This window comes from Variovorax sp. P1_H2, assembly GCF_056405295.1.
This window is the reverse complement of the sequence record NZ_JBFUCJ010000006.1, coordinates 1-26112: the sequence shown is the minus strand read 5'-3', so window position 1 is coordinate 26112 and position 26112 is coordinate 1. Positions and strand designations below refer to the sequence as shown.

Genomic DNA, 26112 nt, shown 5'->3' with positions numbered 1-26112 from the left:
CGGTCGGTCGCAACGTTGGCAAGCGAGGTGAAGAATGGATAACTACGGCATCGGACAACCGGTCTCTCGCTTCGAGGACCCGCGGCTTCTGCGTGGCAAGGGGCGCTTCGTTGACGACGAGAACATGCCGGGGCAGGCGCATGCGTTCCTGCTGCGCTCCCCCTACGCGCATGCCGCGATCCGTTCCATGGATTGCACGGCCGCACGCGCAGCCCCGGGCGTGCTGGGCATCTACACCGGAGAAGACCTCGCGCGCGATGGCATGGGCACGATGAAGGTGACGCTTCCCAGGAAGCGGCCGGACGGCTCGCCCATCTTCGCGAAGTCGCACCAGGGCCTGAGCGTCGGGCACGTGAAGTATGTCGGCGACCCGGTGGTGCTGATCGTCGCCGAGACCCTGCTGCAGGCGCGCGATGYGGCGGAGCTGGTCGAGATCGACTACGACCCGCTACCCTCGGTAACCGACACCGCCCAGACCGTCGCGCCGGGCGCGCCGCGGGTGTGGGAGGAATGCCCGGACAACATCTCGAACGTGTTCCAGGCCGGCGATGCGGCGGAGACCGAGGCCGCGTTCGCGAAGGCAGCCCGCGTGGTGAAGCGGCGCTACGTGATCAGCCGGGTCTACGCGCACTACATGCAGCCGCGCGGCGTGCTCGCCGTCTACGACGAAGGCGACGAGCGCTACACGATCTGGGCCGACGTGCAGTACCCGCACCGCGTGCGCAATGCGCTGGCGGAGAACATCTTCAAGATCCCCGAGCATCGCATCCGGGTTATTGCCAACGACATCGGCGGCGGCTTCGGCACCAAGGGATGGCAGTACCCGGAGCATCGCCTGATTCCCTGGGCCGCGCGCAAGCTCGGGCGTGCGGTCAAGTGGACCTGCGAGCGCAGCGAAGCAATCTTGGCCGACGAGCATGCGCGCGACAACATCAGCGACGCCGAGCTGGCGCTGGACGCCGACGGCCGCATCCTGGGCCTGCGGGTGCGCACGCTCGCCAACGTCGGGGCCTACATCTCGTCGGACCGGAACCTGCTCGCGACCTTCGTGAACGTGCACACGCTGTCGGGTCTGTATGCCATTCCCGCCGCGCACGTCGAGGTGATCTGCGCGATGTCCAATTCGAACGCCACCGCTCCCTACCGCGGGGCGGGGCGACCGGAGTCGATCTACGTGATCGAACGGCTGATGGACGACGCTGCGCGCGAGATCGGCATGGACCGCGCCGAGCTGCGCCGGCGGAACCTGGTCGAGGCGTCGGCCATGCCCTACCGCAACCCCTTCGGTGCGGTCTACGACTGCGGGGAGTTCGAGCGGGGCATGGCGCAGGCGCTGGAGGCGACGGATTACGCGTGCTTCGAGGCGCGGCGCGATGAAGCGCGCCGGCGCGGCATGCTGCGCGGCATCGGCATTGCCAACGCGATCGAAAGGGCGGCTTCGCCCAACCAGCACGAGTTTGCCGAGATCCGCTTCACGCCCAGCGGCAGCGCGCTGGTGCTCATGGGCACCAAGAACCAGGGGCAGGGCCACGAGACGATGTACAAGCAGATCGTCTACGAACGGCTGGGCCTGGCGCCTTCGGAAGTCCAGTTCATCGACGGCGACACCGACCGCGTGGCCTTCGGCATGGGCACCAACGGTTCGCGTTCCACCGCGATCGGTGGCACCGCGCTGTGGAACGCGGCCGACCGCATCGTGGAGAAGGGGCGAAAGATCGCGTCGCACCTGCTGGAGGCTGCGCCGCAGGATATCGAGTTCGCTGCCGGCGCATTCGTCGTCGCGGGCACCGACCGGAAGATCGCGCTCAAGGACGTGGCCAAGGCGGCCTTCGTCGTCGCCCGCCTGCCGCAGGGGATGGAGGGCGGCCTGTACGAGACCGCCACCTTCGTGCCTTCTTCCGACACCTGGCCCAACGGCACGCATGTCTGCGAAGTCGAGGTCGATCCGCTGACGGGGCAGGTCCAGGTGATCGGCTACCTCGTGGTCGATGACGTCGGCACCATGGTGAACCCGACCGGCGTCAAGGGCCAGATCCATGGCGGCGTCGCGCAGGGATTGGGACAGGCGCTTATGGAGCAGGTGGCGTACGACCCCGAATCGGGCCAGCTGCTCTCGGGCAGCTTCATGGACTACGCCATGCCGCGCGCCAGCGACATGCCGCCCATCCACGTGATCAGCAACGCGGTGCCGACGGCATTGAACCCGCTCGGTGCCAAGGGCGCGGGAGAGGCGGGCACCGTGGGGTCGATACCGGCCGTGATGAACGCCGTCATCGACGCGCTCTCGCCTCTGGGCATCACCACGATGGACATGCCGGCCACGAGCCAGAAGATTTGGTCCGCGATTCGCGCGGCCAAGGCCAATGCGGCGAAAGCCGGAACCACAGGAGTCCCCTCATGAATGTGTTCGACGGTCCCCGCCGCGAGATGCGACGCGTGCTGCACGGCGCAAGCGCCTATTGGGCAGCGTACGAGGATGGCCGCCTGAAGCTGGCGGACGGCCGGTCGATCGACGAAGACAGCGTGCGGTACCTGCCGCCGTGCGAGCCTTCGAAGATCCTGTGCGTTCACACCAACTTCGGCAGCCGGATCTACGAGTTCTCCGGCAAGTCCGATGCGCCGCCAGCGCCCACCTACTTCCAGAAGCCCGTGACGGCGCTCAATGCGCACGGCGGTGAACTGGTGCGTCCCGAAGGGTCGCTCTACCTGAACTACGAAGGCGAGATTGCGGCCGTGATAGGCCGGCCGACCCGCAACGTCCTGCCACAGGAGGTCTGGGCGCATCTCGCGGGCTTCGCTGTGTCCAACGACGTTGGATTACAGGACATGCGCGACACCGACGGCGGCTCGATGCTGCGCGTGAAGGGGCAGGACGGCTTCTGTCCCGTGGGGCCGGGTCTGGTGGCTGGCATCGACATCCGCAAGTCGGTGATCCGGTCCTTTCGCAACGGCGTGCTGGTGCAGGAGGGAGCGGTCGCGGAAATGATCTTCGGCATCGACTACCTGATCGCGGACCTGGCCCGCCATATCACCCTGATGCCTGGTGACATCGTGCTGACCGGCACACCTGCGAACTCCCGCCCCCTGGACATCGGCGACCTGATCGAGATCGAGGTGACGGGGCTGGGGCGCCTGGCCAACCGTGTGGTTGCCGCGCCGGCGCCGCGCGCCGACGTCGGGCACCAGCCGGCGGACAGCGCCGAGGTGCGCCGGGTGGCGCTGGGCAATGACGACCGGCTGCCTGAGGTCGTCAAGGCGGCGAGCGCCGCAGCTTCGAAGAGAGGAACGCAATGAACATGCAAACCATCAACCTCAAGGTCAATGGTCAGGACAAGGCCGTGACCGTCGATGCGCGCACCTTGCTGGTCCAGGTGATCCGTGACCACCTCGGACTGACGGGCACCCATGTCGGCTGCGATACCGCGCAATGCGGATGCTGCACGGTCCATCTCGACGGCCGGGCGGTGAAGTCGTGCTCGATGCTGGCGCTCCAGGCCCAGGGCGGCGAGGTGACGACCATCGAGGGTATCGCCAAGGGTGACGAACTGCATCCGGTGCAGCAGGCGTTTCGCGAATGCCACGGCCTGCAGTGCGGCTACTGCACGCCGGGCATGGTCATGTCGACCATCCAGCTGCTCAAGCACCACCCCGATCCCACGGAGGAGCAGGTCCGCGAAGGGCTCGAGGGCAACATCTGCCGCTGCACGGGGTACGAGAACATCGTGCGTTCGGTTCAGCGCGCGGCGGGGCAGCTGTAACGGTCGGCGAAACGGAGAGCCCTATGTACAACTTCGACTATCGACGCCCCGCGACGATCGCGCAGGCCACCGAAGCCTTTGGCGATGAGGCCAACTTCCTTGCGGGTGGACAGAGTCTGGTCCAGGCGATGAAGCTACGAATGGCCAACGTTCCGAAGCTGATCGACCTGGGTGGCATTCCCGAGCTGCGGAAGATCGTGGTCACTGCCGATGCCGTGGTCATCGGCGCGATGACCCGCCATGCGGAAGTCGCGCATTCCGCCGAGGTGCAGGGCGCCATTCCGGCGTTGGCGGCGCTCGCGGGCGGCATCGCGGACCAGATGGTGCGCAACATGGGCACGCTGGGTGGCTCGCTGGCCAATGCGGACCCCGCGGCGTGCTACCCGGCCGCCGCGCTGGCACTCGGCGCGACGATCCAGACCGACCGCCGGCCTATCGCGGCTGATGACTTCTTCATCGGGCTCTATCAGACCGTGCTGAAGCCCGGCGAGTTGATCGTGGCCGTCAGTTTCCCGCGTGTCGAGCGCGCAGCCTACGTGAAGTTCAAGCACCCCGCATCGCGGTTCGCGGTCGTCGGCGCGTTCGTTGCCCAAGGTGCAGGTGGCGTGCGGGTGGCCATCAACGGCGCCAAGGCCCATGTGTTTCGCGCGACCGGGATCGAGCAGGCCCTGAACGCCGACTTCCGTCCGGAGGCGGCGGCCGCAGTGGTGCTGGACGCCGACGACATGTTCTCCGACATGTTCGCGAACGCGGAGTATCGGGCTGCGCTGGTGAGCGTGATCGCTTCGCGCGCGGTGCAGCAGGCACTGCAGTGAAGGCGCTTGCCTGATTTCTTGAACGAAAGCATCGAAATTTTCATCGGCGTCCGCTGGGCGGCCGCCACTACGATTTCATCAACGAAAGAGACCTTCGGCGCATCGCCTCGGGCAGGCGCCGGAACAGGAGAGACACCATGCAACCAGGGACCGTGAACCCAAAAAACCAACGCCTGAACACCGCAGATGCGCTAACACTGATGCGCGTGCCACCCAAGTTCGACGTCACCGAGTGGCCCAGGCAGGTCGAGGCCTTTCTCCATGCGACCGAGAAGCCGCTGCACCGGGCCATATTGAAAAACTACCTGCGGCATCTGCTGCTGGAAGTGGCCGGCTACTGGGACCAGATCATCGTGCCGGAACTCACGGTCGACGAGCCCATGTACCGCGTTGGCGACAGGCGGGTGATGCACGTCCTGTCAGGCAAGGCGGCGGTGGAGGGCTTCTACCGGGAGGCCTTCGAGACCCGGCAGAACGTCATGGGTGCCCGGACGATGAACATGGGGGTGGAGGACTACGGCGTGACCACGGAGGCCGTCTGGACGCACGTGGTGCCGGGTGTCTGCCTCAAGGACCACCCGATCGACGCCGATCCCGACGCCTGGTACCTCATGACCCACCACCTGTTCCAGATCTTTACGTACACMAGCGACGCGAAGCCGAAGCTGATTTCAGAGCGCATCTACGACGATCCGGAGAGCTACAGCTACGAGCAGCTCGATCCCGCGGACGTCGTGACGCCGGAGATGGCCCGCGAGCAGCTCGCGCCGTTTCTCGCGAGAGMGATCCTGGACTAGGGCGGAGGGGGCCATGGCATACGTCTTCGAACCCGAGCCGCAGGTCGTCGTCCCCGTCGCGGGGAGCGACGCGATGTTCCCGGTCCGGCGGGTCTACTGCGTCGGACGCAACTATGCGGCACACGCCCGGGAAATGGGTTTCGACCCCGATCGCGAGCCGCCGTTCTTCTTCTGCAAGCCGGACAACGCGATCGTCGTGGCGCCACCCGGCGAGACGGTCCGCATTGCGTACCCCTCAAAGAGCACTGACTTCCAGCACGAGATCGAGTTGGTGGTTGCGATCGGGAAGGGAGGGCGCGACATCCCAGTGGCTCAGGCCGAAGCGCATATCTTCGGCTACGCGGTAGGCTTGGACATGACGCGACGCGATCTGCAGATCGGTGCGAGAGAACGGAGCCGGCCGTGGGAGCTCGGGAAATCCTTCGATGAGTCGGCGCCCATCGGGCACCTGCATCCCGCCGGGGTGATCGGTCACCCGACCGAGGGCGCGATCTGGGTGCAGGTGGACGGCGAGGTGCGCCAGCGCAGCGACATCGCGAAACTCATCTGGTCGTGTGCAGAGATCGTCGCCAACCTGTCGACCTTCTTCGAACTACGTCCCGGTGACCTGGTCTACACAGGAACGCCGGAAGGTGTCGGCAAGGTCGAGCGAGGCCAGACGATGCGCGGCGGAATCGACGGCCTCGGCGAGGTGAGCGTGCGAGTCGAGTGACCCGGCAGCGCTTCGAAATTCGCGAGGCTTCTTCTTTCATTGCGCTGCCCTATGTCCCGTGCAGAACGCGTCGCGTCAAATGCCGCGCTGTCTCGCGGGCGCCGTCTCCTTGAGCGCCAGGATCACCACCACGCCAATCGCGAGAGCCCACAGCGGCATGGTCACGGCATGCTGGATGCCGAAGTGCTTGGCGATGTAGCCGGCCAATGCGGGGGCGAGGCCACCGCCGAAGATTTCACCGATCCCGATCACCATGCCCGAACCGGTGGCCATGAGTTTGGCGGGGACGGCCTCTGCGGTGATGGGTCCGACCGTCAATGTCAGAAGGCTGTAAAGGCAACCCATGGCGGTCAGCAAGCAGAGGAACAAGGTGCCCGTGTCCGGACCTGTCCGCAGGAAGACCCAGAACGACACGAAGGCGCCGACCGCCGAGATCAGCATGACGGGTTTTCTTCCGATGCGATCGGACAGCGCTGGCAGGGTCAACGCGCCGATCGCACCGCCGAAGCCGAGCGAGGACAGCACGAAGCCCATCTGGTCCATCTCGAGATGCAGGTAGTCGACGAGGTAGTTGGGAAAGAGCGCGGCCACGACGACGATGCAGGTCAGCCAGAACAACTGGCAGAGAACGGCCAGCGGAACGTTGCGGTATTTGAAGACCTCATGCCAGCGGTGTGGCGCCGCGTCGTGCGTCACGCTGTGGGCGGCGATCTGGCGGGGCGTCGGCTGGCGCAACACCTTGTGCGACAGCAGCGCGACGATGAAGCCGGGAACCGCGACCAGCAGAAAGATCCAGGGCCAGTCCATCACTTTCAGAAGCTGTGTCACGGCGATGGGCGCGAGGCCGAGGCCGAAGAGCGCCGGCATGGTCTGCTGGATGCCGACGTTCAGCCCGTGCCGCTGTGGCGGCGAGGCATCCATCGTCGCAATGATGCTGGCTGGCGTGAAGGCCCCTTCCGCAAGGCCCATGGCGGCACGAATGACGATGAGACTTCCCACGCCTGTGGCGAGTCCGCTCAGGCCGGCGAGCAGGGAAAATCCGATGAGCGCGGGAACGAGCACGCGCCGGAAGCCGAACCTGTCCGACAGATTGCCGGTGAAAAGCGAGGCGAAGCCCCACGCAATGGCAAGGGCGCCCGTGATGTGGCCCAGGTCCTGGTAGTCGAGATGCAGATCCCGCATCAGGACCGGCATCAACGGCACGATGATGAAGCGGTCGATGCCGACCAGGCCGAGGCCGAGCGACATCAGGGTGACGGCCTTCCATTCATAGCCCCTGGGCCTGTCGGAATCGGTCGGCGCCTCGGGCGCGCTGGCGGTGGAAGTGATGGGAATCATCGGGCGTCCTGTTCTCTTTCAGTGGGGAAATTCGGTGTCGTCGCCTGTGGCGGCGCGCTCGGTGTTCTTCACGAAATCAGCCGGCAGGTCCGGGCCCCAGAGGTACATCGCGTCCTCCGGTGGGTGGTCCGCGGCGGTCCACTGCGTGCCGGTCGGGACGAAGTCCATCTCCGCCGAGTACTCGGYGAACGACCCCCACGGGTCGCGCACGTAGTGAAAGTAGTTCGATCCCAGGACGTGCCGGCCCGTGCCCCAGCCGTGCGGGTACCCCGCCTTGCGCATCTGCTCCGCGCCTGCGCCCACCTCGTCGACGCTGGCCACATCCCAGGCGCTGTGATGCCAGCCCCTCGCGTCGCTGGCGGAGAAAGCGATGAGGTGGTGGTCGCTGCCGTGCCGTGCGTGCGTGAACGCCACCGCATCGCCCGAGCGGTCCGACAGGCGCAAGCCCAGTGCGTTGCGGTAGAACGAGAGCGCCTTCTCCACGCTCGGGGTGAACAGCACGACGTGGGACAGGCGCCGGGGGCACACCCGCCTGGCGCCGCCCCGGGATTGGGAACCGCGCTGGCCGGCCCGTTGCACAACGTCTTCACGCGGCGCCAACCCCGAGGGCGTCGTCTTCGGTCCGACCTTGAGTTGAATCAGATTGCCGTCGGGATCGAAGAACCAGTGGCCCTGTGCATTCACATAGGGTCTTGTGGACGCGGGTCGCGCGCCTTCTTGCACCACTTGGGCGCGCAGGCCTTCGAACTCCTCGGCATAGCAACCGAGGCTCAGATAGGCCAGGCGCTTGCGGGGCCCTTCGTGGATACGGGCCCAGGTATGCGATTGCCCCTGGGCCCTGAGTTCCAGATGGCCCTGGCTGGCGGTGACCTGCAGGCCGAAGTTCGAGAAGAACGCGTGCGCCTCCGACAGCGAAGGCACCTCGAGGGCGAAATGGTCGATCGAGTGGACTCCGAAGCGCGATTCGCCGGTGGTGTTCCAGGACATGGTGGTCTCCTCTGGGAAAGTTCAGGGATGCGTCGGCAGTGCGAGAACCGTGCGCAGCACGTCCTCCAGTTTTTCGGCGGGCGCGTCGGGCATCTGCTGTTGCCGCCAGGCGATGTGGCGGTCTGGCCGGACCAGCACGCAGCCCGAATCCGACAGTTCGCAGACCCGGTGCCAGCGGTTGTCCACGTCATGTGCGTCGCAAGACGGGCCTCCGATCGAATGAACGTCGACATCGACGCCCAGGCGCGCGGCGACCGAGGCGGCCGCCGTGCGCCAGCCTGCGCCGCCGACACCGGTCAGCAGCGTGAAGCGTCCCTTGCCGACCAGGTCCAGCGTGGAGACCTTCGTGAGCCCTTGCTGGAGCCACACGTGTGGGAGGCTGGCACCGGGGTACGTCGTGGCTTGGTAGTACAGCTCCGGATCGCGCAGCGGCGCGGGGCGAGGTCGACCTTCGGGCACCACCGCGCGGGACTCGTACACCTGCCCCAGCTCCACGCCATGGCAGTTGAACTGGTAGTTCTGCAGATCGACGGCATCGCGCAAGTCGCCGCGCCGATCGCGGCCCCGCGGCGTGTCGCTGAAAAGTTCGTCGAGGTTGGCCCAGCCTTCGGCTTCAGTCTGGCCCGGCTTGAATCCGAGCGCCTTGGAGATCGGCTGCATGTTTTCCATCGACCGTATCGCCCGATCGACGACTTGCTGTGCGACCGCGTGGCGTTCCTGGGTGTAGGTGTCCAGGAGCGCCGGGCCGGCCTTGCCCGCCAGCACCAGCGCGAGCTTCCAGGCCAGGTTGAAGGCGTCCTGAACGGAGGTGTTGCTTCCCAAGCCATTGGTCGGCGGATGGCGGTGGGCGGCATTGCCGGCGATCAGGACGCGGCCCTTGTTCATGGTCTTGGCGACCATCCGGTTGATTGTCCACTTCGACACGCCCTTGATGCGGATCGGAACGGTGTCGTCGCCGTTGGTGGCGCGGGCACGGGCAATCAGCGCTTCCTCGCTCAGATCGAGCTCGCCGGCGGTCGGGTCGTACATCGAGACCATCACCCACTCGGTGAACGGTTTCACGCAGATGTAGGTCCCGCTGCCGACGAAGTAGTCATTGCCGGGCTGGGTGATCCAGTACAAGACGCCCGGGCGATGCGCCACATACTTGGTCAAGTCCGCTTCGAGCCAGACGTTGAGGGCGGCGCCCAGGCCCATTTCGCCTTCCGTCTCGAAACCGATGGAACTGGCGACGACGCTGTTGTCGCCATCGCATCCGATCGTGTAGCGCGAGACGACCTCGAATTCTTCACCGCTCAGCCGGTCGCGGCAGATCGCATGCACCGCGGCGTCGTCCTGCGTCATCGAAACCAGTTCGGTGTTGAAGAGGAACCGGCCGCCGCGTTCGCGCGCCACGTCGAGCAGGATCGGTTCCATGACGTGCTGCGGGATGTTGCACATCGCGCTGGGACTGGCGAGTTCGTAGTCGGTCTTGCGCTCCGGCAGGTTCCCCCAGCTTTGCAGCCGCGCAATCTCGGTGCCGGCAAAGCTGGTGGCCCACACGTTGTTGCTCATGAAGTGCGACGGGTTGGCCGCATCGAGGACGCGCTGTTCGATGCCCAGGTCCCGAAAGACCTCGACCGTCCGCTGGTTCGTGATGTGGGCCCTCGGGGAGTTGGCCGTCCCCGGGTAGCGCGTGATGGTCAGCGTCTCGACGCCCTGTGTGCGAAGCAGGCAGGTCGCCGCCAAGCCGGTGGGCCCGGCACCGACGATGAAAACCGGGACTTCGATGGTGCGCATGTTTTGTCTCCTTCTTGTTCGCCGAATCGGTGGAGTGGACGCCACGTCCATCTCTCGTCGTCGGGTTTGGAGGCGACTTTGACGCGCTGCCGGGAATCCGTCTTGCCTGGAGCCGCAACGAAACTTGCATGGAGGCGAACCCGATGTCCGTGACTTTCAGCACCGACGCTGTCGCCGCGCGCGAACAGGTGGCGTACTGGCGCGACGCCATCTGCGATGTGTTCATGCACCTGGAGGTCGACGCACCGCGCACCGGACCGCAGGGGTTCGAGGGGCGGATCGTTCAGCACTCGACGGGCAGTCTCGACTTCTCCGAGGTGCGGGTCGACAGCCACTCGGTGCTGCGAACCGCGCGGCAGCACCATGGCAGCGGCGACGATTCGTTCTTTGTGATGGTTCAGCGAGAGGGCGAGAGCTGGATCGAGCAAGACGGCCGCGCCGGATGGCTGCGAGAGGGGGAGTTCGTCCTGCTCGACGGCAGCCGTGCCTATGCCATGCGCTTTCCGCACCGCATCCACCATGACGTCCTGAAGCTGCCGCGCAGTGCGCTGCAGGCGTCGATGTCCGATCCGGCGCGCTTCACCTCCTTGGCGATGTCGGGCAACCGGGGCGCGGGGAGGATCTTCCTCGGGGTCTTGAACACCCTGCGCGACACGGCCGCAGACCTCGTCGGGGGAACGGCCGCAGGCGTCGGCGATGCGCTGGTCGACCTTCTGAGTGCTTCGATCGCGTCTGTCTCATCGGCGCAGGTGAAGGTGCCCAGCAATCTCGAGCGATACCACCGGGAGCGCGTGCGCGGCGTGGTGCGGGAGCGCCTGTTCGATCCCGAACTGTCGGTGGAGTCCGTGGCGGCGACGGTCCAGCTGTCGACCCGCTATCTGCAGCGCCTTTTCGAAGACGAGCCGTTGACGCTCTCAGCCTGGATCTGGCACGAGCGGATCGATGCCGCGCGCCGGGTCTTGCTGTCGCCGGCGAACAGGAACCTGTCCTTGACGCAAATCGCCTATACCGTCGGGTTCAAAGACCCGGCGCATTTCAGCCGCATGTTCAAGGCCACCTACGGCACCAACCCCCGGGATTTCAAGCGCGAGTTGGCGAATCGGTCTGCTTGAGCTGGTCGAGGAACCAGCGGCCGGCCGGCCCCGGCGGCGAATCCTTGCGGTAGGCCGCGAACATCGAGATGGGCGGCGTCCGCGGCTGGAAGTTCTCGATCTGCATCTGCACCAGTGCGCCGGTGTCGAGGTCATGCCGCACCATGGCCTGCGGCATGTGTCCCCAGCCGAAGCCCGCGCGCAGGAAGGCGTGCTTCGCGCCCAGGTCGGCCAGGCGCCAGGTCAGCGGCGAGAAGACGCCGTAGGTCTTGCCGTCCGACAGGCTCGTGCGGTCCGTGAGGACCAGTTGCACATGCTCTTCCAGTTCGCGCAGCCGGATGAGCCCCTTGCGGCGCGCCAGCGAATGGGCGTTGCCGGTCACCGTGACCATGGGCACATCGAGCAGCTTCTCGGCCTCCACCGCATCGGGCACAACGGGCATGGACCCGATGATGCCCAGGCGGCAGGTGCCCTGCAGCACGGGCTGGATGACGGCGCCCAGAGCCTCGACATAAAGGCGAAGCGGCGTGTAGGGGAACGCCGCGCGGAACAGGCCCACGGCCACCGTCAGCGACTCCATCGGGTACATCACGTCGACCACCACTGACAGCTCGGGCTCCAGCCCCTCAGCCATGGTGCGCGCTTTCGCCTTGAAGCCATTCATGCTGTTGACGACCACGCGGGCTTCCGCAAGGAGGGCCGTGCCCTGCTCGGTGAGCTGCGGGTAGCGCGCCGATCGGTCGAACAGTTGCACGTCGATCTGCGCCTCGAGATTGGCCAGCGTCTGGCTGACGACCGACTGCGCCCGACGCAGCTTGCGGCCCGCCGCCGAGAAGCTGCCTTCGTCTGCTGCCGCGATGAAGGTCCGCAATTGGTCCATGGATAAGCCGTCGAGCATCTATCGTTCCTTTGGATGGGTTGCATCGAAAGATATAGGCTTCTCAGGGGGATGTCCAGCTCCTAACCTTCAGGCCATGTCATCACCTGAAGGAAATTTCATGGAGCACGCAGTCAGCGAATCCCCGCCGGCCCCGTCTGTACAGACGCGCCGTATCGTGGCCCGCACCCGGGGTCGTGCGCACGGACCGGTCACGCGCGTCGTCAGTCCCTCGGACATCGGCGAGCTGATCAAGCCGTTCGTCTTTCTCGATTACTTCGATTTCAAGCCGACCGGCAAGGCGCTGTTCCCGATGCATCCGCATTCGGGCATTGCGACGATCACCGTGCTGCTCTCGGGCGATCTGCGCTACGAGGACACCACAGGCGCGTCGGGCACCCTGTCCGCGGGCAGCGTCGAATGGATGCGGGCCGGCAACGGCGTGTGGCACGACGCGAGCCCGAGCGGGTTCGAACGCTTCCAGGGCTACCAGGTGTGGGTCGCTTTGCCGCGCAGCCTGGAGAACCGCATGGCGCAAAGCCAGTACCTGCCCGCCGAGGCCGTGCCGCAGGCAGGTCCCGCCCGGGTCGTGCTGGGGCGCCATGACGGCGCGCACAGCCGCGTGGCTGCACCGGAAGGCATGAACTTGCTGCACGTGCGGCTGGCCGCGGGCGAGCGCTGGCGCTACCAGCCGCCCGCGGGACACGACGTGGCGTGGACCCACGTTCACCGCGGGGGGCTCCTCGTGGCCGTCGACCGCCTCCAGGGGGAGCTCGCGGTGTTCGACGAATCAGGCGACGCCATCGATTTCACCGCCGAAGGCGACACCGACTTCATTGTCGGGTCGGCCGTGAAGCACCCGCACGACCTCGTGCTGGGCTACTACTCCGTTCACACCTCGCCCGAGGCGCTTCAACGAGGAGAGGCGGAAATCGCCCGAATCGGACGGCAGCTTCGTTCGGACGGACGCATCCGTTGACTCCCCGTTTGATTTTCAGCGTCTTCAACCCCAGTGCTTTCAACCAACCTTACTTAGGAAATTCATCATGACCACGAACAACACCACCCAAACCACCGTCCTGCCTTTCGTCGGACGCATCCTCCTGGCCACGATCTTCATCGTCAGCAGCCTTGGCAAGATCGCGGCGCCCGAGGCGACCCAGGGCTACATCGCGTCCGTCGGCCTGCCCGCGCCGCTGCTGGGCTACCTGGCGGCCATTGCCATCGAACTGGGTGGCGGCTTGCTGCTGCTGGCGGGCTACCGCACCCGGGCCGTCGCGCTCGGGCTCGCCGTCTTCTCGATTGCCTCCGCACTCATCTTCCATCACGCGCTCGGCGACCAGAACCAGCTGTTCCACTTCCTCAAGAACCTCGCGATGGCCGGTGGCCTGATCCAGGTCGTGGCCTTCGGCGCCGGCGCCTTCAGCATCGACAACCGCAAGCAAGTGCCCCGTCATTCGCTGGCCACCCGCTGAGCCGGCACGAACGGGAGGCTCGCCCCAGCGATGGAGCGGGCCTTTTTTTTCGTGGGTCACGACGAGGGTCGTCTCTCATGCCACCCCACGGATCGCGTTCGAAGCAAACGGCCACCCATCGGTCGCATCGATGGCTCGGATCGAGAAATTCAGGCTTCTGCGCGAGACGAAATATCCCTAACCTGCAACTTGAATCACCTGTTCAGGAGATCGAAATGAAGCTCTGTAATTTCATCGACAAGCATCACGAAGACCTCGGCGTTGCGCTCTTCATTCTTCCTTGCCTTCTGACAGCGTTCGCGACGGCCGGGATCGTCTTCGCCATCGGCCTGCTGTTCCGCTAGGTCGTCGCGTGGCGGCATTGCTCCTGCCTCGGCCTGCCGCGCGGCTTTGCGCGGCAGGTGCCGCCGGATCAGAGTTCGCGCGTCTGGTGGAAGAAGGCGGCCGGCACTTCCGGTCCCCACGCCCACAACTGCTCGTGCGTGGCCTCCACCGTGGTCATCGGGACCTGGTTGTCGAAGAGGTCGCCGTCGGCGTAGTGCTCCATCCGGAAGCCATCGGGGTCCCACCAGTAGTCGAACACCTGGCTGCCCAGCACATGGCGACCGACGCCCCAGTGCGGCCGGTGCGGCGTGGTCTTCATCCATTCGTGTCCCATGAAGACGGTGTCGATGTCCTGGACCTCGAAGGCGACGTGGTGCACGCCGGGCATGTCCGACTTCGTGACCAGAAGGCAGTGGTGATCGGCGGGCGTGCTGCCCAGATCGCAGCGCATGAAGAAGGCCATGTATTCGTCCTTCGAACCTGGAACGAGCAGGGCATCGGAGACGATCATGCCGAGGTTCTTGACAGCCCAGTCCTTGGCCGCCACGGGGTTCGGCACGCCGAGGACGACGTGGCCGAGCTTCAGGATCTGGGCGGGAACGCGCGGCGGTCGCTGCGGCGCGTTGAAGCGTGTCTTGCGCACACCTTCATTGAGCACCAGCGGCGGCTGGATCGGCAGGGGCGCGGCGCCCGCGATGCCGTGCACGAGCTCGAGTCGGATCCCGCCGGGCAGGACGACGTCGACCACCTGGCCGCCGCCGGGGCGGTCCAGGTCGCGGATGGCCGAGGCGCCTTCGATCCTGGCCGCCAGGGCCAGGTCGTCCGCAGTCTTCAGGGCCATTCCGACGGCCTGGAGCCCGGGGGCGTCCGACTTGTTGCCGACATAGACGTAGGGCGCAGCGAGCGCGCCCCGGAGAAAGACCGAGTCGCCCTCCCGGCCCGCTGGGACGAGACCGAAGTCCGTCATGAATTCGCTCGTCCTGTGGGGATCGCTCACACCGAAGACCACGTAATTGGCGCCACAAACCTGGATCATCTTGTCTCCTTGGGATCTGTCAGAAATAGAAATGAGAAATGCCGGGTGCGGCATGCAAAGAAGAAGGGGGCGGACGAAGGCTTTCGCACGCGCTACAGCAGCACGCAAGCCTTCTCGAAAGGAAGGCGTGGGTTGCGCGGAAAAATCTTCGACGGGTCGCCCTTGCCGAGCGTGCAGATGAAATTCGTGCGTACCGTCGAGCCGGGCCAGAAGGCCTCGTCGACCTTCTGCGCATCGAACCCGCTCATCGGCCCGCAGTCGAGGCCGAGCGCGCGCGCGGCAATGATGAGATAGGCCCCCTGCAGGCTGGAGTTGCGAAAGGCCGTGCTTTCCACCAGGGCGGGCTGGTTGACGAACCAGCTTCTGGCATCCGCGTGCGGAAAGAGTGCGGGCAGTTCGTCGTAGAACCGCATGTCCATGCCGACGATGACGCTGACCGGCGCCTGCCGGACCTTCTCGGCGTTGCCCGGACTGACGCAGTCGATCAGGCGCTGCCGCGAGGCCTCGGTCCGCACGAACGCGAAGCGCGCGGGTGACGAGTTGGCCGAGGTCGGACCCCATTTCAAGGTCTCGTAGAGGGCGTGGAGCGTGTCGTCGCTCACGCGTTCGGCGAGATAGCCGTTCTGCGATCGCGCCTCGGTGAATATCTGCGCCACTGTCAGCGTCATCTGCTCTCCAGGTCGGCATGGCCGGGTGGGGTTGAAAGCCGCCATTCCATCCGCCGCGCGGCGCCAGTGCAATAAAGCGCCGTCAATGTGCGTATCAGCGGCGCTGTGGCATCGCCACTATCACGCGCAGGCAATCGGCACATTCGCCGAACCGGATTGCGCGGGCGCTTCGCTGTCCCGACCATTGCGGCCTCGAATCCACTCACCAGACGGAGACCTTCCTTGACCACCGGCACCCTCAACGTCACAGACGATCCGTTCGCACTCGCCCGCCAGTTGTCCGGCCTGAACCTCGTGGACGGCCAGCTGATCCCCACCGTCTCGAAGCGGACGTTCCCAGTCGTGAGCCCCGCGACGGGCAAGCACATCGGCGATGCCGCGGATGGCGATTCCGACGACGTCGAGCACGCCGTCGCGGTGGCCGCGCGCGCCCAGGTCGCGTGGGCGAAGCTTCCGGCCCGCGAACGCGGCCGGCTGCTCGCGGAGGCCGCGCGCCGGCTCACGGCACACACGGAGGAGGTGGCGCGGCTCGTGGCGCTGGAGACCGGCAAGGCCTTGCGCACGGAGTCGCGGCCCGAAATCAACGCTACCGCCGATGCGCTGAACTTCTTCGCCGGCCTTGCGCCCGAACTCAAAGGCGAGACGGTTCCACTCAAGCCCACCGCGCTCACCTACACGACGCGCGAGCCTGTCGGCGTGGTCGGGGTGATCGTTCCGTGGAATGTGCCGGTGCTGATCATGGCGTTCAAGATCGCGCCGGCGCTGATCGCGGGCAATGCGGTGGTCGTGAAGTCCGCCGAGGAGGCACCGCTGGGCGCGCTGCGCGTGATCCAGATCCTGAACAGCGTGCTGCCGCCTGGCGTGCTGAACATTCTGTCGGGCGACGGCCCTGCCTGCGGTGGTCCGCTGGCCATCCATCCGGCCGTGCGCAAGATCACCTTCACGGGTTCGGTGGAGACGGGGCGGATCATTGCGCACGCCGCCGCCGAAAAACTGATCCCGGCGACGCTGGAACTCGGTGGCAAGAGCCCGATGATCGTGATGCCCGACGCCGACCTCGCCCAGGTCGTCGAAGGCGCGGTGGCTGGCATGCGCTTCACGCGGCAGGGCCAGAGCTGCACCGCGGCCAGCCGGATGCTGGTGCACAGCCAGGTGCACGATGAATTCGTGCGGCGCCTGTCGGAGCGGGTCAACACCATGGTCATGGGCGACCCGCTCGACGAGGCGACCGACATCGGCACCATCGTCTCGCGCCCGCAGTTCGAGAAGGTCAAGTACTACGTCGAGCTCGGCCAGGCGCAGCAGGGCGCCAAGGCGATCCGGTGCTCGACGTTGCCCGCCGATCCCGCCCTGGCTGAGGGGTTCTTCCTGCAGCCGGTGATCTTCACGGGCCTGACCAACAAGAGCCGGCTTGCGCGGGAGGAGATCTTCGGCCCCGTCACCTGTGTCCTGCGTTTCGACACGCTGGACGAGGCGATCGCGATCGCCAACGACAGCGACTACGGGCTGGCCGCCACCGTCTGGACGAAGGACCTCAAGACCGCGCTCTCCGCCGCACAGCGGCTGGAGGCCGGGCTGGTGCAGATCAACCAGAACCAGGTGGCGGGTCCGAACATTTCGTACGGCGGCATCAAGCAGTCGGGCATGGGCAAGGAGCTGTCGCTCGAGTCGATGTTGGACCACTTCACGCACAAGAAGACCGTGATCGTGAACCTGGAGTGAATCGCGTGTCAACCGAAACCGTTCAGCTGAGCTTTCCCTTGCGGCAGGTGGCACGCATCGAATTCGCGCGCCCCGACCGTGCCAACAGCCTGCGGCCGCAGGAACTGGAGGCGCTGCACCGCTGCCTCGATCTGGCAGAGGCGCGGCCCGAGGCGCACGCGCTGGTGATCACGGGGCGGGGGCGTTACTTCAGCGCCGGCTTCGATCTGCCTTCCTTGCTGGAGCGCGCGCGCGGCGGGACGTCCGCGGATGCGCTCCAGGCAGATTTCGAGCGCGCCGCGAATCGGATCGAGTCCACGCGCCTCGTCACGCTGGCCGCGCTCAACGGCCCGGTCATCGGCGGGGCCACCGACCTCGCGCTGGCGTGCGATCTGCGCATCGGTTCGGAGCGTACCGGGATGACCATGCCCGCCGCGCGCTTCGGCCTGCCGCTGTATGCGAGCGCACTGCGCCGCTTCGCGACGCGGCTGGGCCTGACCCAGGCCAAGCGGCTGGTGCTGACCGCGACGACGCTCGACGCCGAGGCGATGCTGGCCACGGGCTTCGTGACGGAGCTCGTGGCGGCCGACGCGTTCGAGGCTCGGGTCCACGCGCTTGCTGAACTGCTGGCGGCCATGCCGGGCGAGGCGCTGTCCGCGATGAAGGCCGTGCTGAATGCCACCCCGTCGCGGTGGAGCGAGGAGGACGCGCAGCGGGCGCACCGCACGCTGGTCGACGCGGTCGACGGCGAGGCGATCGCGCAGCGTGTCGCCCATGCGATGGCCCAGAGACGCGCGTGAGGGGATGACCGTGACACTTCAACCCAGAGACGCCGGTCCCCTGAGCGGCCTCGTCATCGTCGACCTCACGCGCGTGCTCGCGGGGCCCTACTGCACCATGATCCTGGCCGATCTCGGCGCGCGCGTGATCAAGGTCGAGCTGCCGGACAAGGGCGACGACGCGCGGCACATCGGCCCCTTCGTGCAAGCAGGCGACGAAGCCGTTTCGGCCTACTTCTTCTCGATCAACCGCAACAAGGAATCGATCGCGCTCGACCTGAAGCACCCGCAGGACAGCGCCATCTTCGACCGCCTGCTCGCCGGCGCGGACATCCTGGTGGAGAACTTCACGCCAGGAACGCTCGCGAAGCTCGGCTACCCCTGGGCGCTGCTGCATCGCAGGCACCCGCGCCTCGTCCTGGCGTCGATCTCGGGGTTCGGTCAAACGGGGCCGTACCGCGACTTGCCGGCCTACGACATGGTGGTCCAGGCGATGGGCGGGATTCTCAGCCTGACCGGCGAGGAGGGCGGGGCACCGACGCGGGTGGGCGTCTCCATCGGCGATCTGGCCGCGGGCATGTTCGCCGCGATCGGCGTCCAGGCGGCGATCGTCGAGCGGATGCGTACCGGTGTCGGCAAGCACGTGGACATCGGCATGCTCGACTGCCAGGTGGCCCTGCTGGAAAACGCGCTGGCCCGCTTGCAGGTCGATGGCAGGACGCCTTCGGCGATCGGGTCGCGCCATCCGTCGATCACGCCCTTCGGGCTGTTCCAGGCGCAAGACGGCCAGATGGTCGTGGCGGCGGGCAACGACGGGATGTTCCTCCAGCTGTGCGACGCCCTCGACACGGCCCATCTGCGCGACGATCCTCGCTTTGCGACCAATGCCGACCGTTGCGAGCACCATGCGGCGCTCAAGGACCTGATCGATGCAGCCCTCGCACGGCGGCCGGTCGCGCACTGGCTCGCGCACCTGCGCGCACTCGGCATTCCGTGCGGCTCGCTCAATGACGTGAAAGACGTGATGGGCGACCCGCAGGTGGCGGCGCGCGACATGCTCGTGACCCTGCCGCTGGGCGGGGGGCGGCAGATCAAGGTCGCGGGCAACCCGATCCGTTTCGCCGGCGAACCGCCGGCGAAGCACACGCCCGCACCGCACCTCGATGCCGACCGCGCGGCGCTGCTGCAGGAACTCGGCCTGGCGCCGGCCGGGCGCGAGGCATGAAGGCCGTGGCGCGAACGGCTTCAGGCGACGTGCGCGTCCCAGGCACCGCATCGCCGCACCGCCTCGCGGAACCAGCGCATGGGGGCTTGGCGGTGTGTGCGCTCGTGCCACACCATCGAGATGGTCGGCGTCACGACGGGGAAGGGCAGGTCGAGCACCTGGAGGCCGAAGATGTTCGCGCAGTGCCGCGCCCCGGTGCGGGCCATGGTGCCCACCAGGTCGCTGCAGGCGACGGCTTGCGCGAGGCCGAAGGCCGTCTGGGTGCGCAGCACCACGCGCCGGCGCAGGCCTTGCTCTTCGAGGGCGCGGTCGACCATCACCTCGAGCGTGAACGGGTTGGTCGTCGGTGTGCCGCGCTGCACATGCGCCGCGGCGCTGTAGGTGGCGAGGTCCATCGCGCCCTGGGCGATCGGGTGGTTGGCGGCCACGAGGCAGGCGAAGGCATCGCGGTACAGCTCCACTGCGCGCAGCCCTTCGGGCAGGTCGACCAGATAGCCGATCATCAGATCGACCTCGCCGCTTTCGAGGCTCTCGCGCACCCGGCTCTGGTCGGGAGAGACGAGCGTGACCTCCATGCCGGGTGCCTCCTGGCGCATCAGCGGCAGCAGGTGCGGCACCAGCAGCGAACTTGTGTAGTCGCTGACCGCCACGGCGATGCGGGATGTGGACGCGAAGGCATCGAAATCGCTGCCGTCCGACATCAGGCTCGTGAAAGCCTGCAAGGTGCCGCGCACCAGCACATGCAGCTCGATGGCGCGGGGCGTGGGAACCATCCCGCGCGCCGTTCGCACCAGCAACTGGTCGTGAAAGATGTCGCGCAGCCGGGCCAGCGCATTCGACATGGCCGGCTGGCTCAGGTTCATCCGCACCGCGGCGTGCGTGACGGAGCCCTCGGCCATCAGCGCGTCGAAGCACGCCAGCAGGTGAAGGTCGACGCTTCTCAGATCCATCATCTTCCGCCTGTCTCCGACATCGTGATTCGCGGGACGACCGCCGCGGTTACTTTACGGCAGCGCATGCGGGCGCGCTGCTGTCGTTCATTTCGTGCATTTCCCATTCCCAACCCACTGGAGATTGACCTATGAAACTGATGGCCTACCGATCCGCCGCCGATGGCGACCACGCGCCCACCCAGATGGGCGTGGTCTTCGAAGACACCGTCGCCCCGTTGACATCGCTGGAGTCGTTCTATTCGGACGTGCGGGGCTGGCGTGCCAAGGCCGAACAGCTTCGCAAGGGGAAGATGCCGCTGGCCGGCTTGACCCTGGCCGTGCCCGTTCCGCCGACGTCCAAGGTGATCTGCGTCGCGATCAACTACGTGGAGCATGGCAAGGAAGGCGGCCTGCCGACGCCGGGCTTTCCGAACCTGTTCGCGCGCTGGTACTCGACGCTGGTGCCGTCCGGCATCCCGGTTCCCGTGCCGTCGGCGGAGCCCGACGGCATCGACTGGGAGGTCGAGCTGGCCGCGATCATCGGCGACACGATCGTCGACGCAAGCGCGCAGCGCGGCCTCGAGGGGCTGCTGGGCTACACCGTGTTCAACGACCTCAGCGGGCGTGCGTCCCAGCTGGAGGCGATGACGTTGAGCACGGGCCAGTGGGGGCTCGGAAAGAACCTCGACAACAGCGGCGTCATCGGTTCGTTCATCGTGACGGACGATGCAGTCGACGCCGGCAATCTGCGCTTGACCACCACGCTGGACGGGGAAGTCATGCAGGACGGCACGACGGCAGACATGGTGTTCTCGTTCGGCCAGGTCATCGAACACATCAGCAAGACCATCACCTTGCGTCCCGGCGACGTGATCGCGAGCGGCACGCCCGCGGGCGTGGGGTTCGGCCGCAAGCCCCGGCGCTATGCCAAGCCAGGGTCGGTCGTCGAAGTGAACGTGCATGGCGTGTGCGCCGTGCGCTCTCCGATCGTCGACAACACGCATCGGGGCTGACGAGCCGTTCACAGGAGACCCTCGGGGACGAACGGTGCGAAGAGCTTGAGTTGCCAGCGCAGCCAGAAGTTCGTCTCCGGCTCGTCGCGAAGGATGGTCTCATGCGTGTCGTCCCCGTGCGGGCTGACCCACTCGGTGCTCTGGTCCGACGCGTTCAGCCGGAGTCTGTAGGCTCCCTCCTGCTGCAGGTAACCGATCAGGCTGTAGACCTGACGCGCGATGACGGGGCTGAAGATGAAAATGCCCAGCTCCGTGTTTTCGGCATCGGAGCGGGGATCGAAGTTCAGCGAACCGAGGAACACCGTCCGCCGGTCGATCACCGCGGACTTGGCATGCAGGCGGCCGCTGGGCGAGCCGTGGATGCCGAAGCGCTCGCTCTCGATGGAACGGGTCGGACTCAGCTCATGGAGTTCGACGCCCAGGCGCAGCATGTCCGTGCGGTAGCGGGTGTAGCCGGCGTGGACCAGGGTCTCGTCGTTGGTGGCCAGCGAGTTCGTCACGATGGCGAAGCGCACGCCGCGTGCGCGCAAGCGGCGCATCGATTCCATGCCTTCCTTTCCAGGTATCAGGTAAGGCGTGGTTTCGATGACTTCCTGCTGCGCGGCGCGCACCAGGGTTCGGGCGCGATACAGAACCGTCGCGTTCGCGCTTTCCGGGAGCGGTTCTCCCGCCCGGGTGGACGACCGCACCTTGCCCGGCGGATCGGTATAGGCTTCGGCCTGCGCCCAGACGAGATCGAGGGCCTGCGGCGCTTCGGCCATGTCGCGGCCCAGCGGGTTGTAGCCGAGCAGGTCTCTGGAGTCGGGCGGTGCGGGGCGTGGTGTGGAGGAGACCATCGACTCGAAGCCGGCCCGCAAGGCGTCGTCCGATGCATGGGCCGGCACCAAGGCTTCGATGGGGTAAACGAAGGGGCTGTTCCAGTACATGTCGAACAGCGACGACAGCTGACGCACCAGCGGACCCGCGATCAGGACGTCGATGTCGATGAAGTTCGCGACGTTGTCGCCGACGAAATACTCGTTCGCCATGTTGCGGCCACCAGCCACCGCCATCGCGTTGTCGACGACGAACAGCTTGTTGTGCATGCGGCGCGTGAGCCGGTCGAAGTCCAGGATCGCCGCCGCGAACCGGGTCGGCAGGCTCGCGCGCCCCGCGGGAAACGGGTTGAACAGCCGGACCTCGACGCCGGGATGAGCAGCGAGTGCGCGCAACATGGCATCGGTGCTCGCCGTGTAGAGGTCGTCGACGAGGATGCGCACGTGCACGCCTCGCTGCGCCGCATCCCGCAGAGCGCGCAGCAGGATCCGACCGATCTGGTCGTTCTGGATGAGGTAGTACTGCACGTCGATCGAACGCTCGGCGCGCCGCACGAGTTCCAGCCTCGCCTCCAGCGCGAAGGCCGGCATCGGGAGAAGGCGAAAGCCGCTGAGCTCCGGGTCGGGGCTGGCGGCGCGGGTGATGCGCCCGAGGGCGATGCCTCCGTCGTCCTGGATGGCCAGCGACAACGGACGCTGCGCGTGCGGAGGAAGTTGGGCGCATCCGGCCACGGCCAGCAGGAGCAACCCCAACAGCCATGTCCGGCGAGCCGCGAGATGGCGCGCAATGAGGCTCGGGATGCCTGCCAGGAGGCGGGGGAGGATCATGGTCCCGCGAGGGTACGCGAGTGCTCGGGCATCCTGCAAATGCCATCGGGCCGCTTTTCGATTTCGTTGAATGTCGTGTTCGAAGATTTCGACCTCCTGCGAGACAGCGCAATCGTTGGGTCCGAGAGGTGGTGCGTCCTCAGGCTGGCGCGCTTCGAGCATGGCGACGATGCGATGGAGCTTGAATGCGGGCAACCCCCCGTGCGGCGCCTGTGAGCGACTGTCGGCATCAGGGTAGGCGCGCACCGGGTGCACGGCCAGACTCTGTGCCAGGCCCTGCACCATCAGTGCGCTCGGTGGACGGTGGGAATGAGTCAGGAAGAAATCGCCAGCGCGCACCGGGTTGGCCATCCATGGCCTCTCGAGCGGGCGTTCCTCGACGACCGCGCTGCCCGATAGCACCCACACGATCAGCGGTTCGGGCACCGCGGGGATGATCAAGCTTTCCTGCATCGGGCGGCGAAGGAAGATCTGCACCAGCAGGTCTTTCCAGAGCCGGCCTTTGCTACTGGCGAGCAATTCGCCGGGCACGCGCTCGTCGAGCGCTTCTCTGCGGAGGATCGTTCTTCCAGACGCATCGTTCGATCGCGGCCGGACAGGGCGTGGAAAGCGTCGCAGCGTGGCGGGTTACGGCACCAGAATGGCCGACCCCGAGCGGCTGCGGGCCGCGATGTCGGCATGCGCGGTGACCGCGGCCGACAGCGGATAGCGCGTGATATCGATCTGACCGAAGACACCGGCACGCAGCGCATCGAATACCGCGTGCGTCGCCTGTGCGCGCGCATCGCCCTGCAGATGCTGCGCCATCGGGCCGCCGAGCACCTTCACGCCCCGGGCCGCGAGCGACGGTGCGTCGATCTCGGGTGCGCCGGAGGCCGCACCGATGTTGACGATCGTTCCGCCGTCGCGAACGCTCGCTTGCGAGGCCGAGAAGGTGGCCTTGCCGACGAACTCGTAGACGACGTCGACGCCTTGCGGTGCGATCTCGCGGATCTGCGCCGCGAGATCGGCGTCGCTGGAGACCAGGGCGTGGTGCACGTCGGCGCGCAGGGCGCCGCGCTTGCCCGCGCCTGCGGTGCCGATGACCGTGGCGCCCCGGGCCTTGGCCCATCGCACGAGCAGCAAGCCGACGCTGCTGGACGCGCCTTGCACCAGGATCGTCTCGCCGGCCTGCAGCCGGTGGAACCCGTTCAGCGCGGCCCAGGCGGTCAGGCCCTTGGTCAGCACAGCGGCCGCCTGTTCGGTCGAGACGTCGTCGGGCAGCGGCACCAGCGCCTCTGCCGCGATCAGCCGGTCGACGGCATAGCTGCCCGGTGCCAGGAAATAGGCCACGCGGTCGCCCACCGCGAAGGCCTCGACGCCGGGGCCGACGGCTTCGACCACACCGGCGCCTTCGACGCCCGGGACCGACGGTAACGCCACCGGGTAGATGCCCTGGCGAAAGATCGTGTCGATGAAATTGACGCCGATGGCGTCGTGACGCAGGCGCACCTGGCCGGAGCCCGGCGCGCCGACGGTGCGCTCTTCCACCTGCAGGACTTCGGGGCCGCCGTAGGCATGGAAACGGATGACTGTGCTCATAGTTGACTCTCTTCTTGACATAAGGGCTTGGGGTCGTTGCCAGCAGTGCGCCAACGTCGGCGATCTGCATGTCCGAAGAGTAGGGGGCCTCTATCCATCGGAAAAGCCTGTTTTTTTAGATGGTTAATATCCAAATAGACGATAGATCCATGCTCGCGCGATGGGACCAATCCGTCGTAATGGAGCGCGTCGTGCCGGAATTCACCGTCGGCGATGGAGCCGATGTCATCTTCGTGTTCGATTTGGTGGACTGCCCTCCTGTGGGTGGACAGATCGGGCGGTGTGAATTGGCACAGGCTTGTCGGGTGCCCAAGGAAAGAGCACTGGACCACCGAGCGCCGGCACCTCACCGAACTGAAGCTGCAGCTCGTCGAGTCGTATCTGAACGTTGATGCTAGTGGCCACGGGGGGTCACGTTTGCGTCAATGCTCTGCTTACCTCGTTGAACAATCGAAGGCAAGGCAGGCGTTTCTGGATAGATTGGAGGCCCTAGGCGCGACCAAAAAAACCATGTGCAGCAGGCACTTAGTGATGGATCCCCGGGCAGACTTCATTCTCCTTTTAGACCCGAGCAGCGCCGAGCACGCACTTCCTTCATCAAGGAGTTTCAAATGGCTGGTGGACCTGTACTTTCTTCCGCGACCGACTCTCCCCGGGTCGCCGAACTCGACCGCGCGCTCGACCAGATCGGCGTCACGCGCTCGCATCACACGATCATCTTCCTGATCCTCATCGGCTGCCTGTTCGACAGCTTCGAGCAGAACGCGGTCGGCATCGTCGGCCCGATGCTGAAAGCGCAGTGGGGGCTCACGGCTTCCGACATCGGGCTGCTCAACACCGTCACCTTCGCCTGCGCGGCGCTGGGCCGCATCATCTCGGGCTACATCGCCGACCGCTTCGGCCCCCGCGTGATGCTGACCATCGACCTGCTGCTGTTCACGCTCGGCGCCGGTGTCTGCGCGATGGCGCCGAACCTCGCCGTGATGGCCATCGGCCGCGCGATCGTCGGCTTCGGCCTCGGCGGCGAGATCGCGATCGCGGTCACGATGCTGTCGGAGTTCTGCTCCACCAAGTTCCGCGGCACGGCGCTCGGCCTCGTCAATTCGGCCTGCTGGTGTTCTGGCTCTTTCCGGGCGACAACGCCTGGCGCTGGCTGTTCGCCTGCCTGATGGCGCCGGCGCTGCTGCCTTCGGCCTGGTCGGCGTGTTCGGCCTGGCCGCCGCGATGTACGCCATCTTCGTGGTCAGCGTCCAGAGCGTGCCCGAAACCTATGACCGGTCGCCCGACGCGCTGCCGCTGCCCGGCGAGGCCCCGCCGCCCGTGAACGGCGCCCACGCCGCCGCGACAGCGCAGGCGAACTGACCCCTCCACTCCCGCGCCGAAATGYAACGACAGATCCTGCTCATCAATCCGAACTCGTCGACGGGCACGACGGCCATGATGGTCGAGATCGCGGCCGCCGAGGCGCCCGCGGGCTTGCGCGTCGAGGGCCGGACCGCGCGCGGCGGCTCGTCGATGATCGTCAACCCGCGCGAGCTCGATGCCGCGGCCATCGAGGTCGAGCGCAGCTGGCGCGACGCC

The 26112-nt window shown here is 66.6% G+C and carries 24 protein-coding genes and 2 pseudogenes; 17 read left to right on the top strand and 9 right to left on the bottom strand.

The window, feature by feature from the left end; all coding sequences use genetic code 11:
- Positions 1–34 precede the first annotated feature (34 nt).
- The 6 genes from AC1D2E_RS03865 (at position 35) to AC1D2E_RS03840 (ending at position 6082) form a co-directional block, all read left to right on the top strand.
- Positions 35–2401: a xanthine dehydrogenase family protein molybdopterin-binding subunit gene (locus AC1D2E_RS03865; RefSeq protein ID WP_478196179.1), complete on the top strand. Its 2367-nt coding sequence runs from the start codon at positions 35–37 to the stop codon at positions 2399–2401.
- Positions 2398–3294, top strand: coding sequence for a fumarylacetoacetate hydrolase family protein (locus AC1D2E_RS03860; protein WP_478196178.1), 897 nt, complete (start codon positions 2398–2400; stop codon positions 3292–3294). The genes AC1D2E_RS03865 and AC1D2E_RS03860 overlap by 4 nt, the downstream gene beginning before the upstream one ends.
- Positions 3295–3296: 2 nt before the next feature.
- The gene (locus AC1D2E_RS03855) at positions 3297–3758 is read left to right on the top strand and encodes a (2Fe-2S)-binding protein (protein WP_478196260.1); all 462 of its coding nucleotides are present in this window, start codon (positions 3297–3299) and stop codon (positions 3756–3758) included.
- A 23-nt stretch (positions 3759–3781) separates the two neighbouring features.
- The gene (locus AC1D2E_RS03850; RefSeq protein WP_478196177.1) at positions 3782–4573 is read left to right on the top strand and encodes an FAD binding domain-containing protein; all 792 of its coding nucleotides are present in this window, start codon (positions 3782–3784) and stop codon (positions 4571–4573) included.
- Positions 4574–4710: 137 nt separating this feature from the next.
- Positions 4711–5370 carry a hypothetical protein gene (locus AC1D2E_RS03845; RefSeq protein ID WP_478196176.1) on the top strand — a complete coding sequence of 220 codons (660 nt, stop codon included), beginning with the start codon at positions 4711–4713 and terminating at the stop codon, positions 5368–5370.
- 13 nt (positions 5371–5383) lie between these two features.
- Positions 5384–6082 carry a fumarylacetoacetate hydrolase family protein gene (locus tag AC1D2E_RS03840; RefSeq protein ID WP_478196175.1) on the top strand — a complete coding sequence of 233 codons (699 nt, stop codon included), beginning with the start codon at positions 5384–5386 and terminating at the stop codon, positions 6080–6082.
- 75 nt (positions 6083–6157) lie between these two features.
- On the opposite strand, the gene AC1D2E_RS03835 is transcribed toward AC1D2E_RS03840, so the two are convergent.
- The 3 genes from AC1D2E_RS03835 to AC1D2E_RS03825 all read right to left on the bottom strand — a co-directional run bounded on the left by AC1D2E_RS03835 (position 6158) and on the right by AC1D2E_RS03825 (position 10186).
- Positions 6158–7330 (bottom strand): MFS transporter, encoded by a 1173-nt coding sequence (locus tag AC1D2E_RS03835; RefSeq protein WP_478196174.1) that lies wholly within the window; start codon positions 7328–7330, stop codon positions 6158–6160.
- A gap of 108 nt (positions 7331–7438) precedes the next feature.
- The gene (locus AC1D2E_RS03830) at positions 7439–8407 is read right to left on the bottom strand and encodes a VOC family protein (RefSeq protein ID WP_478196173.1); all 969 of its coding nucleotides are present in this window, start codon (positions 8405–8407) and stop codon (positions 7439–7441) included.
- A gap of 21 nt (positions 8408–8428) precedes the next feature.
- Positions 8429–10186, bottom strand: coding sequence for an FAD-dependent monooxygenase (locus AC1D2E_RS03825; protein WP_478196172.1), 1758 nt, complete (start codon positions 10184–10186; stop codon positions 8429–8431).
- Between the two features lie 128 nt (positions 10187–10314).
- Here AC1D2E_RS03825 and AC1D2E_RS03820 point away from each other — a divergent pair, with 128 nt between their 5' ends.
- Positions 10315–11298: an AraC-like ligand-binding domain-containing protein gene (locus AC1D2E_RS03820; RefSeq protein WP_478196171.1), complete on the top strand. Its 984-nt coding sequence runs from the start codon at positions 10315–10317 to the stop codon at positions 11296–11298.
- Here AC1D2E_RS03820 and AC1D2E_RS03815 read toward each other — a convergent pair.
- Positions 11267–12175, bottom strand: a complete 909-nt coding sequence (locus AC1D2E_RS03815; RefSeq protein WP_478196170.1) for a LysR family transcriptional regulator — start codon at positions 12173–12175, stop codon at positions 11267–11269. The genes AC1D2E_RS03820 and AC1D2E_RS03815 overlap by 32 nt on opposite strands.
- Before the next feature lie 100 nt (positions 12176–12275).
- On the opposite strand from AC1D2E_RS03815, the gene AC1D2E_RS03810 reads away from it, so the two are divergent.
- The 3 genes from AC1D2E_RS03810 (at position 12276) to AC1D2E_RS03800 (ending at position 13973) form a co-directional block, all read left to right on the top strand.
- Complete coding sequence (locus AC1D2E_RS03810) at positions 12276–13133, top strand: pirin family protein (RefSeq protein ID WP_478196169.1); 858 nt, start codon at positions 12276–12278, stop codon at positions 13131–13133.
- 67 nt (positions 13134–13200) lie between these two features.
- Positions 13201–13629 (top strand): DoxX family protein, encoded by a 429-nt coding sequence (locus AC1D2E_RS03805; protein ID WP_478196168.1) that lies wholly within the window; start codon positions 13201–13203, stop codon positions 13627–13629.
- A 215-nt stretch (positions 13630–13844) separates the two neighbouring features.
- A complete protein-coding gene (locus AC1D2E_RS03800) occupies positions 13845–13973 on the top strand; it encodes a hypothetical protein (RefSeq protein WP_478196167.1) in 129 nt (42 codons plus the stop codon).
- Between the two features lie 68 nt (positions 13974–14041).
- On the opposite strand, the gene AC1D2E_RS03795 is transcribed toward AC1D2E_RS03800, so the two are convergent.
- Both AC1D2E_RS03795 and AC1D2E_RS03790 read right to left on the bottom strand, forming a co-directional pair.
- Complete coding sequence (locus tag AC1D2E_RS03795) at positions 14042–14989, bottom strand: VOC family protein (protein ID WP_478196166.1); 948 nt, start codon at positions 14987–14989, stop codon at positions 14042–14044.
- A 92-nt stretch (positions 14990–15081) separates the two neighbouring features.
- Positions 15082–15657, bottom strand: a complete 576-nt coding sequence (locus AC1D2E_RS03790) for a malonic semialdehyde reductase (RefSeq protein ID WP_478196165.1) — start codon at positions 15655–15657, stop codon at positions 15082–15084.
- Positions 15658–15879: 222 nt separating this feature from the next.
- Here AC1D2E_RS03790 and AC1D2E_RS03785 point away from each other — a divergent pair, with 222 nt between their 5' ends.
- The 3 genes from AC1D2E_RS03785 to AC1D2E_RS03775 are packed head-to-tail and all read left to right on the top strand — an operon-like array spanning position 15880 to position 19362.
- Positions 15880–17379: an aldehyde dehydrogenase family protein gene (locus tag AC1D2E_RS03785; RefSeq protein ID WP_478196164.1), complete on the top strand. Its 1500-nt coding sequence runs from the start codon at positions 15880–15882 to the stop codon at positions 17377–17379.
- 5 nt (positions 17380–17384) lie between these two features.
- Positions 17385–18158, top strand: coding sequence for an enoyl-CoA hydratase/isomerase family protein (locus AC1D2E_RS03780; RefSeq protein WP_478196163.1), 774 nt, complete (start codon positions 17385–17387; stop codon positions 18156–18158).
- Positions 18159–18162: 4 nt separating this feature from the next.
- Positions 18163–19362 carry a CaiB/BaiF CoA transferase family protein gene (locus tag AC1D2E_RS03775; RefSeq protein ID WP_478196162.1) on the top strand — a complete coding sequence of 400 codons (1200 nt, stop codon included), beginning with the start codon at positions 18163–18165 and terminating at the stop codon, positions 19360–19362.
- Between the two features lie 20 nt (positions 19363–19382).
- Here AC1D2E_RS03775 and AC1D2E_RS03770 read toward each other — a convergent pair whose 3' ends face one another.
- Positions 19383–20312, bottom strand: coding sequence for a LysR family transcriptional regulator (locus AC1D2E_RS03770; protein WP_478196161.1), 930 nt, complete (start codon positions 20310–20312; stop codon positions 19383–19385).
- A 131-nt stretch (positions 20313–20443) separates the two neighbouring features.
- Between AC1D2E_RS03770 and AC1D2E_RS03765 the strand changes: the two genes are divergently transcribed.
- Positions 20444–21307 carry a fumarylacetoacetate hydrolase family protein gene (locus tag AC1D2E_RS03765; protein ID WP_478196160.1) on the top strand — a complete coding sequence of 288 codons (864 nt, stop codon included), beginning with the start codon at positions 20444–20446 and terminating at the stop codon, positions 21305–21307.
- A gap of 8 nt (positions 21308–21315) precedes the next feature.
- Here the strand turns inward: AC1D2E_RS03765 and AC1D2E_RS03760 are convergent, their stop codons facing one another.
- Together AC1D2E_RS03760 and AC1D2E_RS03755 are read right to left on the bottom strand one after the other, a co-directional pair.
- Positions 21316–23481 (bottom strand): phospholipase D family protein, encoded by a 2166-nt coding sequence (locus AC1D2E_RS03760; RefSeq protein WP_478196159.1) that lies wholly within the window; start codon positions 23479–23481, stop codon positions 21316–21318.
- 96 nt (positions 23482–23577) lie between these two features.
- Positions 23578–24531 (bottom strand): quinone oxidoreductase family protein, encoded by a 954-nt coding sequence (locus AC1D2E_RS03755; RefSeq protein WP_478196158.1) that lies wholly within the window; start codon positions 24529–24531, stop codon positions 23578–23580.
- 611 nt (positions 24532–25142) lie between these two features.
- On the opposite strand from AC1D2E_RS03755, the pseudogene AC1D2E_RS03750 reads away from it, so the two are divergent.
- From AC1D2E_RS03750 to AC1D2E_RS03740, 3 genes and pseudogenes are all read left to right on the top strand, one after another.
- Positions 25143–25717, top strand: a pseudogene (locus AC1D2E_RS03750) (MFS transporter); the annotation flags it as partial.
- 17 nt (positions 25718–25734) lie between these two features.
- Positions 25735–25893, top strand: coding sequence for a hypothetical protein (locus tag AC1D2E_RS03745; protein ID WP_478196261.1), 159 nt, complete (start codon positions 25735–25737; stop codon positions 25891–25893).
- Between the two features lie 21 nt (positions 25894–25914).
- Positions 25915–26112, top strand: a pseudogene (locus AC1D2E_RS03740) (aspartate/glutamate racemase family protein); the annotation flags it as partial.

Bases quoted from the DNA above. Each gene is read 5' to 3' on its own strand.
- AC1D2E_RS03770 (WP_478196161.1), bottom strand. From the start codon at position 20,312: ATGGATCTGAGAAGCGTCGACCTTCACCTGCTGGCGTGCTTCGACGCG.
- AC1D2E_RS03820 (WP_478196171.1), top strand. From the start codon at position 10,315: ATGGAGGCGAACCCGATGTCCGTGACTTTCAGCACCGACGCTGTCGCC.
- AC1D2E_RS03860 (WP_478196178.1), top strand. From the start codon at position 2,398: ATGAATGTGTTCGACGGTCCCCGCCGCGAGATGCGACGCGTGCTGCAC.
- AC1D2E_RS03790 (WP_478196165.1), bottom strand. From the start codon at position 15,657: ATGACGCTGACAGTGGCGCAGATATTCACCGAGGCGCGATCGCAGAAC.
- AC1D2E_RS03850 (WP_478196177.1), top strand. From the start codon at position 3,782: ATGTACAACTTCGACTATCGACGCCCCGCGACGATCGCGCAGGCCACC.
- AC1D2E_RS03855 (WP_478196260.1), top strand. From the start codon at position 3,297: ATGCAAACCATCAACCTCAAGGTCAATGGTCAGGACAAGGCCGTGACC.
- AC1D2E_RS03800 (WP_478196167.1), top strand. From the start codon at position 13,845: ATGAAGCTCTGTAATTTCATCGACAAGCATCACGAAGACCTCGGCGTT.
- AC1D2E_RS03815 (WP_478196170.1), bottom strand. From the start codon at position 12,175: ATGCTCGACGGCTTATCCATGGACCAATTGCGGACCTTCATCGCGGCA.
- AC1D2E_RS03825 (WP_478196172.1), bottom strand. From the start codon at position 10,186: ATGCGCACCATCGAAGTCCCGGTTTTCATCGTCGGTGCCGGGCCCACC.
- AC1D2E_RS03840 (WP_478196175.1), top strand. From the start codon at position 5,384: ATGGCATACGTCTTCGAACCCGAGCCGCAGGTCGTCGTCCCCGTCGCG.
- AC1D2E_RS03835 (WP_478196174.1), bottom strand. From the start codon at position 7,330: ATGTCGCTCGGCCTCGGCCTGGTCGGCATCGACCGCTTCATCATCGTG.
- AC1D2E_RS03795 (WP_478196166.1), bottom strand. From the start codon at position 14,989: ATGATCCAGGTTTGTGGCGCCAATTACGTGGTCTTCGGTGTGAGCGAT.
- AC1D2E_RS03775 (WP_478196162.1), top strand. From the start codon at position 18,163: ATGACCGTGACACTTCAACCCAGAGACGCCGGTCCCCTGAGCGGCCTC.
- AC1D2E_RS03755 (WP_478196158.1), bottom strand. From the start codon at position 24,531: ATGAGCACAGTCATCCGTTTCCATGCCTACGGCGGCCCCGAAGTCCTG.
- AC1D2E_RS03810 (WP_478196169.1), top strand. From the start codon at position 12,276: ATGGAGCACGCAGTCAGCGAATCCCCGCCGGCCCCGTCTGTACAGACG.
- AC1D2E_RS03805 (WP_478196168.1), top strand. From the start codon at position 13,201: ATGACCACGAACAACACCACCCAAACCACCGTCCTGCCTTTCGTCGGA.
- AC1D2E_RS03765 (WP_478196160.1), top strand. From the start codon at position 20,444: ATGAAACTGATGGCCTACCGATCCGCCGCCGATGGCGACCACGCGCCC.